Origin of the sequence: Klebsiella sp. HMSC25G12, from assembly GCF_001807705.1 — a bacterium.
GTDB classification, from domain to species: Bacteria; Pseudomonadota; Gammaproteobacteria; order Enterobacterales; family Enterobacteriaceae; genus Klebsiella; species Klebsiella variicola.
Genome location: NZ_KV789927.1, coordinates 133,721 through 142,547, shown reverse-complemented (window position 1 = coordinate 142,547; position 8,827 = coordinate 133,721). Strand labels below are relative to the sequence as shown.

General features: G+C 58.6%; 6 protein-coding genes. All 6 read left to right on the top strand.

Going from position 1 to position 8,827, the window contains the following annotated elements; translation table 11 throughout:
* Positions 1–2,586: DNA translocase FtsK (gene ftsK / locus HMPREF3096_RS31685; RefSeq protein WP_228704814.1), on the top strand; the 2,586-nt coding region annotated here is incomplete at its 5' end.
* 122 nt (positions 2,587–2,708) lie between these two features.
* Positions 2,709–3,320 carry an outer membrane lipoprotein periplasmic chaperone LolA gene (gene lolA, locus HMPREF3096_RS27315; protein ID WP_004201368.1) on the top strand — a complete coding sequence of 204 codons (612 nt, stop codon included), beginning with the start codon at positions 2,709–2,711 and terminating at the stop codon, positions 3,318–3,320.
* A gap of 8 nt (positions 3,321–3,328) precedes the next feature.
* Positions 3,329–4,672 carry a replication-associated recombination protein RarA gene (rarA, locus tag HMPREF3096_RS27310; protein ID WP_012542326.1) on the top strand — a complete coding sequence of 448 codons (1,344 nt, stop codon included), beginning with the start codon at positions 3,329–3,331 and terminating at the stop codon, positions 4,670–4,672.
* A gap of 91 nt (positions 4,673–4,763) precedes the next feature.
* A complete protein-coding gene (gene serS / locus HMPREF3096_RS27305; RefSeq protein ID WP_008805848.1) occupies positions 4,764–6,056 on the top strand; it encodes a serine--tRNA ligase in 1,293 nt (430 codons plus the stop codon).
* Positions 6,057–6,256: 200 nt separating this feature from the next.
* Entirely contained in the window at positions 6,257–8,695 is a 2,439-nt protein-coding gene (gene dmsA, locus HMPREF3096_RS27300; RefSeq protein ID WP_008805849.1) for a dimethylsulfoxide reductase subunit A, read from the top strand.
* A 10-nt stretch (positions 8,696–8,705) separates the two neighbouring features.
* Positions 8,706–8,827 (top strand): 4Fe-4S binding protein (locus tag HMPREF3096_RS31680; protein WP_179206063.1); only part of this gene is annotated, 122 nt, incomplete at its 3' end.

Below are 8,827 nucleotides of genomic sequence, written 5' to 3'. Positions count from 1 at the left end.
GCCGCTCAGCCTGCGCCGCAGGCGTATCAGCCGCAAAGCGCGCCAGTGCCGTCACCGGAGCCAGAACCAGAGGTTGCGCCGGAAGAGGTGAAACGTCCACCGCTCTATTACTTCGAAGAAGTCGAAGAGAAGCGGGCACGTGAACGCGAGCTGCTGGCCTCCTGGTATCAGCCAATTCCGGAGCCGGAAAGTCCGATTGCCACTAAACCGCTGACGCCGCCAGCCTCCTCGTCCAAACCGCCAGTGGAGACAACCGTGGTCTCTGCGGTCGCGGCAGGGGTGCATCAGGCAACGGCCGCCAGCGGCGGCGCGGCGGCAACCTCGGCGACAGCCGCATCCGCTGCGGCTGCGCCATTGTTCAGCCCGGCATCCAGCGGACCGCGGGTCCAGGTGAAAGAAGGTATTGGTCCAAAACTACCGCGACCAAACCGCGTTCGTGTCCCGACGCGTCGGGAGCTGGCCTCTTACGGCATCAAGCTACCGTCGCAACGGGAGGCGGAACAGCGTGCGCGGCAGGCGGAGCGCGACCCCCATTATGACGATGAGCTGCTCTCGGATGAGGAAGCGGATGCTATGGAGCAGGATGAACTGGCTCGCCAGTTCGCCGCCACCCAGCAGCAGCGCTATGGCCATCGCTGGGAAGACGATAACGCGACTGATGACGATGACGCCGACACTGCGGCGGAAGCGGAGCTGGCGCGCCAGTTTGCCGCCACCCAGCAGCAGCGCTACGCCGCTGAGCAGCCGCCGGGCGCTAATCCGTTCTCGCCGGCGGATTATGAATTCTCGCCGATGAAAACGCTTGTCAATGAGGGGCCGAGCGAGCCGCTGTTTACGCCGACGCCGGAAGTCCAGCCGCAACAACCGGCCCCGCACTATCAACAACCGGCCGCCGCTCCGCAGCAGGGTTATCAACCTGCGCAGCACCAGCCGGTACACCCTCAGCCAGTGCCGCCGCAGCCTTACCAGACTGCACCGCAGCCCGTGCAGCAGCAACAGCCGGTTGCCCCGCAGGGGCATCAGCCTGCCGCGCCCGCGCCGCAGGAGAGCCTGATCCACCCGCTGCTGATGCGCAATGGCGATAGCCGTCCGCTGCAAAGACCGACCACGCCGTTGCCGTCGCTGGATCTGTTAACCCCACCACCCAGTGAAGTCGAGCCGGTGGATACCTTTGCTCTCGAGCAGATGGCGCGACTGGTGGAAGCACGTCTGGCCGATTTCCGCATTAAAGCGGATGTGGTGAACTACTCGCCGGGGCCGGTGATCACCCGCTTCGAACTGAATCTGGCGCCTGGCGTCAAAGCGGCTCGAATCTCTAACCTGTCACGCGATCTGGCGCGTTCGCTGTCGACGGTTGCCGTGCGCGTGGTGGAAGTGATCCCGGGTAAACCGTATGTCGGTCTTGAGCTGCCGAATAAAAAGCGTCAGACCGTCTATCTGCGTGAAGTGCTCGACAACGCCAAGTTCCGCGATAACCCATCGCCGCTGACCGTGGTGCTGGGTAAAGATATCGCTGGCGACCCGGTGGTAGCTGACCTGGCGAAAATGCCGCACCTGCTGGTTGCCGGTACTACCGGTTCCGGTAAGTCAGTCGGTGTGAACGCCATGATCCTCAGCATGCTCTACAAAGCGCAGCCGGAAGATGTGCGTTTCATCATGATCGACCCGAAAATGCTCGAGCTGTCGGTCTACGAAGGTATTCCGCATCTGCTGACGGAAGTGGTCACCGACATGAAAGACGCCGCCAATGCGCTGCGCTGGAGCGTCAACGAGATGGAGCGCCGCTACAAGCTGATGTCAGCGCTGGGCGTGCGTAACCTGGCGGGCTATAACGAGAAGATCGCCGAGGCCGCGCGCATGGGGCGTCCGATTCCGGATCCGTACTGGAAGCCGGGCGACAGCATGGATGCCGTACATCCGGTGCTGGAAAAACTGCCGTATATCGTGGTGCTGGTGGACGAGTTCGCCGACCTGATGATGACCGTCGGCAAGAAGGTGGAAGAGCTGATTGCCCGTCTGGCGCAAAAAGCGCGTGCGGCGGGGATCCACCTGGTGCTGGCGACGCAGCGTCCGTCGGTAGATGTTATTACCGGCCTGATTAAGGCCAACATTCCGACGCGCATCGCCTTTACCGTGTCGAGTAAAATTGACTCGCGTACCATTCTCGATCAGGGCGGCGCGGAATCGCTGCTGGGTATGGGGGATATGCTTTACTCCGGACCGAACTCTACCACGCCGGTGCGCGTCCATGGGGCATTTGTACGCGACCAGGAAGTCCACGCTGTGGTTCAGGACTGGAAAGCCCGCGGCCGTCCGCAGTACGTCGATGGTATTACCTCCGACAGCGAAAGCGAAGGCGGCGGCGGTGGTTTCGACGGTGGTGAAGAGCTGGACCCGCTGTTCGATCAAGCGGTCAGTTTTGTGACTGAGAAGCGCAAAGCGTCGATTTCCGGGGTCCAGCGTCAGTTCCGCATTGGCTATAACCGTGCAGCACGCATTATCGAACAGATGGAAGCGCAGGGGATCGTCAGCGAACAGGGCCATAACGGTAACCGCGAAGTGCTGGCGCCGCCGCCCTTTGAATGAGTGCAAAGTTGGGTAAATAAGCGCAAAATCAGCCAATTCTTCTGTTCCGCCGCCGTCGGCGGTCCTACATTAGGGACAGAAGAGGCTCCCGCGTCGGGAGTGACGCACATTAAGGAATAACAATGAAAAAACTCGCAATCACCTGTGCATTACTGTCTGGTATGGTCGTCAGCCAGGTCTGGGCAGATGCGGCCAGTGACTTAAAAAGCCGTCTTGATAAAGTGAGCAGTTTCCATGCCAGCTTCACGCAGAAAGTCACCGACGGCAGCGGTAACGCCGTCCAGGACGGACAGGGCGACCTGTGGGTAAAACGTCCGAACCTGTTTAACTGGCATATGACCCAGCCAGATGAAAGCGTTCTTGTCTCGGATGGCAAAACGCTGTGGTTCTACAACCCGTTCGTTGAGCAGGCTACGGCGACCTGGCTGAAAGATGCTACCAGCAACACGCCGTTTATGCTGATTGCCCGCAACCAGTCCAGTGACTGGCAGCAGTACAATATCAAACAAAACGGCGATGATTTTGTGCTGACGCCGAAAAGCGGCAGCGGTAACCTGAAGCAGTTCACGATCAACGTCGGTCGGGACGGCACCATCCATCAGTTCAGCGCCGTCGAGCAGGATGACCAGCGCAGCAGCTATCAGCTGAAGTCGCAGCAGAACGGCGCCGTCGACGCATCTAAGTTCACCTTTACGCCGCCGAAAGGGGTGACGGTGGACGATCAACGTAAGTAGAGGCGAAAGTGAGCAATCTGTCGCTCGATTTTTCCGACAACGCGTTTCAACCTCTGGCCGCTCGCATGCGGCCAGAAAATTTAGCGCAGTATATTGGCCAGCAGCATCTGCTGGCGCCGGGTAAACCCCTGCCGCGGGCGATTGAAGCCGGGCATCTGCATTCAATGATCCTCTGGGGGCCGCCGGGCACCGGCAAGACCACCCTCGCGGAAGTGATTGCCCGCTACGCCAGCGCCGATGTCGAACGGATCTCGGCGGTGACCTCAGGGGTGAAAGAGATTCGCGAGGCTATTGAGCGCGCGCGGCAAAATCGCAACGCCGGCCGGCGGACCATCCTGTTTGTTGACGAAGTGCATCGCTTTAATAAAAGCCAGCAGGATGCCTTTCTGCCCCATATTGAAGACGGCACCATCACTTTTATTGGCGCGACCACCGAAAACCCCTCCTTTGAGCTTAATTCAGCGCTGCTCTCCCGCGCCCGCGTCTACTTACTGAAATCGCTGACCACCGACGATATCGAGCGGGTGCTTGACCAGGCGATGAACGATAAGTCCCGCGGCTACGGCGGGCAGGATATTATTCTGCCGGAAGAGACCCGCAAGGCCATCGCCGAACTGGTGAACGGCGACGCGAGGCGGGCGCTGAATACCCTGGAAATGATGGCTGATATGGCCGAGAGCGATGACTCGGGCAAGCGGGTGCTGAAGGCGGAACTGCTGACCGAGATCGCTGGCGAGCGCAGCGCGCGCTTTGATAACAAAGGCGACCGGTTCTACGATTTGATTTCTGCTCTGCATAAGTCGGTGCGCGGTAGCGCGCCGGATGCGGCACTTTACTGGTATGCGCGGATCATCACCGCCGGCGGCGATCCGCTGTACGTTGCCCGCCGCTGTCTGGCGATAGCCTCGGAAGATGTCGGCAACGCCGACCCACGGGCGATGCAGGTCGCCATTTCGGCGTGGGATTGCTTTACCCGCGTCGGGCCGGCGGAAGGCGAACGGGCGATTGCCCAGGCCATTGTCTATCTGGCCTGCGCGCCGAAAAGCAACGCCGTCTACACCGCCTTTAAAGCGGCGCTGTCCGACGCGCGGGATCGTCCTGACTACGACGTTCCGGTGCATCTGCGCAATGCGCCGACGAAGCTGATGAAAGAGATGGGTTACGGACAGGAGTATCGTTACGCTCATGACGAACCCAACGCCTACGCCGCCGGCGAGCAGTACTTCCCGCAGGAAATGGCGCAAACGCGCTATTATCACCCGACAAACCGGGGGCTTGAGGGCAAAATTGGCGAAAAGCTCGCCTGGCTCGCTGAACAGGATCAAAATAGCCCGATAAAACGCTACCGCTAATTGAGGCGTTGCGGTAAGGTTATTACTCTATTTCCGTGGTCGTAGTCTGCGGCCACTTTTCTTTATTTAATTCGATAAGCACAGGATAAGCATGCTCGATCCCAATCTGCTGCGTACCGAGCCAGACGCAGTCGCAGAAAAACTGGCACGCCGGGGCTTTAAGCTGGATGTAGATAAACTTCGCGCGCTTGAAGAGCGTCGTAAAGTTCTGCAGGTGCAAACGGAAAACCTGCAGGCGGAGCGTAACTCCCGATCGAAATCCATTGGCCAGGCGAAAGCGCGCGGGGAAGACATCGAGCCATTACGCCTGGAAGTGAACAAACTCGGCGAACAGTTGGATGCTGCAAAGTCCGAGCTGGAAACGCTGCTGGCGGAAATTCGCGATATCGCGCTGGCGATCCCGAATATTCCTCATGATGATGTGCCGGTTGGCCGTGACGAAAACGACAACGTTGAAGTCAGCCGCTGGGGCACGCCGCGCCAGTTCGATTTTGAAGTGCGCGATCACGTGACGCTGGGGGAAATGCACGGGGGGCTGGATTTTGCCGCCGCCGTTAAGCTGACTGGTTCGCGTTTTGTGGTGATGAAAGGCCAGCTGGCCCGTCTGCACCGCGCCCTGGCGCAGTTCATGCTGGATCTGCACACCGAACAGCATGGCTATAGCGAAAACTATGTCCCGTACCTGGTGAACCAGGACACGCTGTATGGCACCGGCCAGTTGCCGAAATTCGCTGGCGACCTGTTCCATACTCGTCCGCTGGAAGAAGAAGCCGACAGCAGCAACTACGCGCTGATCCCGACGGCGGAAGTGCCGCTGACCAACCTGGTACGCGATGAAATCATCGACGAAGACGACCTGCCGATCAAAATGACCGCCCATACGCCGTGCTTCCGCTCTGAAGCCGGTTCCTATGGTCGCGACACCCGCGGTCTGATCCGCATGCACCAGTTCGACAAAGTTGAAATGGTGCAGATCGTGCGTCCGGAAGACTCCATGGCCGCGCTGGAAGAGATGACCGGTCACGCCGAGAAAGTGCTGCAGCTGCTGGGTCTGCCGTACCGTAAGGTCGCGCTGTGCACCGGCGATATGGGCTTCAGCGCCTGCAAAACCTACGACCTGGAAGTGTGGGTTCCGGCGCAGAACACCTACCGTGAAATCTCTTCCTGCTCTAACGTCTGGGATTTCCAGGCGCGTCGTATGCAGGCCCGCTGCCGCAGCAAGTCCGACAAGAAGACTCGCCTCGTTCATACTCTGAATGGTTCTGGTCTGGCGGTAGGTCGTACCCTGGTGGCGCTGATGGAAAACTATCAGCAGGCCGATGGCCGTATTGAGATCCCGGAAATTCTGCGCCCGTATATGCGTGGCCTCGAATATATCGGGTAATTTTTTCTTCCTCTCTTTTAAAAGCGCCTGCGGGCGCTTTTTTTACGCCCTTATTGATACCGGGCAATAATCCATTCTACGAATGCAGTGATACTCCCTTTGGATTAAATCAGCATAAAAAACCAATAATATTTCAAAGCAATATATATATGACTATATAGCGCTTGTCAGTTTATTGTGAGCAACCAAAGCGAGTATCCATGAAAATTAAAGCCCCCGATGCTTTACTGGCTGCTGAGGTAAGCCGCCGTGGTCTGATGAAAACCACGGCAATAGGCGGCCTGGCGCTGGCCAGCAACGCACTAACATTACCCTTTACCCGACTGGCGCATGCCGCCGATACGCCGGCACCCGCCAACGAGAAGGTGGTCTGGAGTGCCTGTACCGTCAACTGCGGCAGCCGCTGCCCGCTGCGCATGCACGTGGTGGATGGCGCGATTAAATACGTCGAAACCGATAATACCGGTGACGATAACTATGACGGTTTGCACCAGGTCCGCGCCTGCCTGCGCGGGCGTTCGATGCGCCGCCGCGTCTATAACCCGGATCGCCTGAAGTACCCGATGAAGCGCGTTGGCAAACGCGGGGAAGGGAAATTCGAGCAAATCAGCTGGGAAGAGGCGTTCGATACTATCGCCAGCAATATGCAGCGGCTGATTAAAGAATACGGCAACGAATCCATCTATCTGAACTACGGCACCGGTACGCTCGGCGGCACGCTGACTCGTTCCTGGCCGCCAGGAAAAACGCTGATTGCCCGTCTGATGAACTGCTGCGGCGGTTATCTGAACCACTATGGCGATTACTCTTCGGCGCAGATTGCCGAGGGCCTCAATTATACCTACGGCGGCTGGGCCGACGGCAATAGTCCATCGGATATTGAAAACAGCCAGCTGGTGGTGCTGTTCGGCAATAACCCCGGCGAAACGCGGATGAGCGGCGGCGGGGTGACATACTACCTTGAACAGGCGCGGCAGAAATCCAATGCCCGGATGATCATCATCGATCCGCGCTATACCGACACCGGCGCCGGGCGTGAAGATGAATGGATCCCGATTCGCCCCGGCACCGATGCGGCGCTGGTATCGGGTCTGGCGTGGGTGATGATCACCGAGAATCTGGTCGATCAGCCGTTCCTCGATAAATACTGCGTGGGATACGACGAGAAAACGCTGCCCGCCGGTGCGCCAGCCAATGGTCACTACAAAGCTTACATTCTTGGCCAGGGCACGGACGGTATCGCCAAAACGCCGGAGTGGGCCTCGACGATTACCGGTATTCCGCGCGAACGCATTGTTAAACTGGCGCGCGAAATTGCCACCGCCAAACCGGCCTATATCAGCCAGGGTTGGGGGCCGCAGCGTCACGCCAACGGCGAAATCGCCACCCGGGCTATCTCGATGCTCGCTATCCTGACGGGTAACGTCGGGATCAACGGCGGCAACAGCGGCGCGCGCGAGGGCTCTTACAGCCTGCCCTTTGAGCGCATGCCGACGCTGGAGAATCCGGTTCAGACCAGTATCTCGATGTTTATGTGGACCGACGCTATCGAGCGTGGTCCGGAAATGACCGCGCTGCGCGACGGCGTTCGTGGCAAAGATAAGCTCGACGTGCCGATCAAAATGATCTGGAACTATGCGGGCAATTGCCTGATTAACCAGCACTCAGAGATCAACCGTACCCACGAGATCCTGCAGGACGACAAGAAGTGCGAGATGATCGTAGTCATCGATTGCCATATGACCTCGTCCGCGAAATACGCCGATATTCTGCTGCCGGACTGCACCGCCTCCGAGCAGATGGATTTCGCGCTGGATGCCTCCTGCGGCAACATGTCCTACATCATCTTTGCCGATCAGGCCATCAAGCCGCGTTTCGAATGCAAAACTATCTATGAGATGACCACCGAGCTGGCAAAACGCCTCGGTGTGGAGCAGCAGTTTACCGAAGGCCGTACCCAGGAAGGCTGGATGCGCCATCTGTATGAACAGTCGCAGAAAGCGATTCCTGACCTACCAGATTTCGACACCTTCCGGCAGCAGGGCATTTATAAGCAGCGCGATCCGCAAGGACACCATGTGGCCTACAAAGCCTTCCGCGAGGATCCGCAGGCCAATCCGCTGACCACGCCGTCGGGCAAGATCGAAATCTACTCGCAGGCGCTGGCGAAAATCGCGGCCACCTGGGAGCTGCCGGAAGGGGATGTTATCGATCCACTGCCGATCTACACCCCGGGCTTCGAAAACTACAACGATCCATTGACGGCGAAATACCCGCTACAGCTGACCGGCTTCCACTATAAATCGCGCGTTCACTCAACTTACGGCAACGTCGATGTACTGAAGGCCGCCTGTCGGCAGGAGATGTGGATTAACCCGATCGACGCGAAGCAACGCGGCATTGCCAACGGCGATCGCATTCGCATCTTCAACGACCGCGGAGAAGTGCATATTGAAGCGAAGGTGACGCCGCGCATGATGCCGGGCGTTGTCGCGCTGGGGGAAGGGGCCTGGTATAACCCGGACGCTTCACGGGTGGATCAGGCGGGCAGCATTAACGTGCTGACCACCCAGCGTCCGTCGCCGCTGGCGAAGGGGAACCCGTCACATACCAACCTCGTCCAGGTTGAGAAGCTGTAAGGAGTAACCGATGACAACTCAGTATGGATTTTTTATTGATTCCGCCCGTTGCACCGGTTGCAAGACCTGCGAACTGGCCTGTAAGGATTACAAGAACCTGACCCCGGAGGTCAGCTTCCGCCGCATCTATGA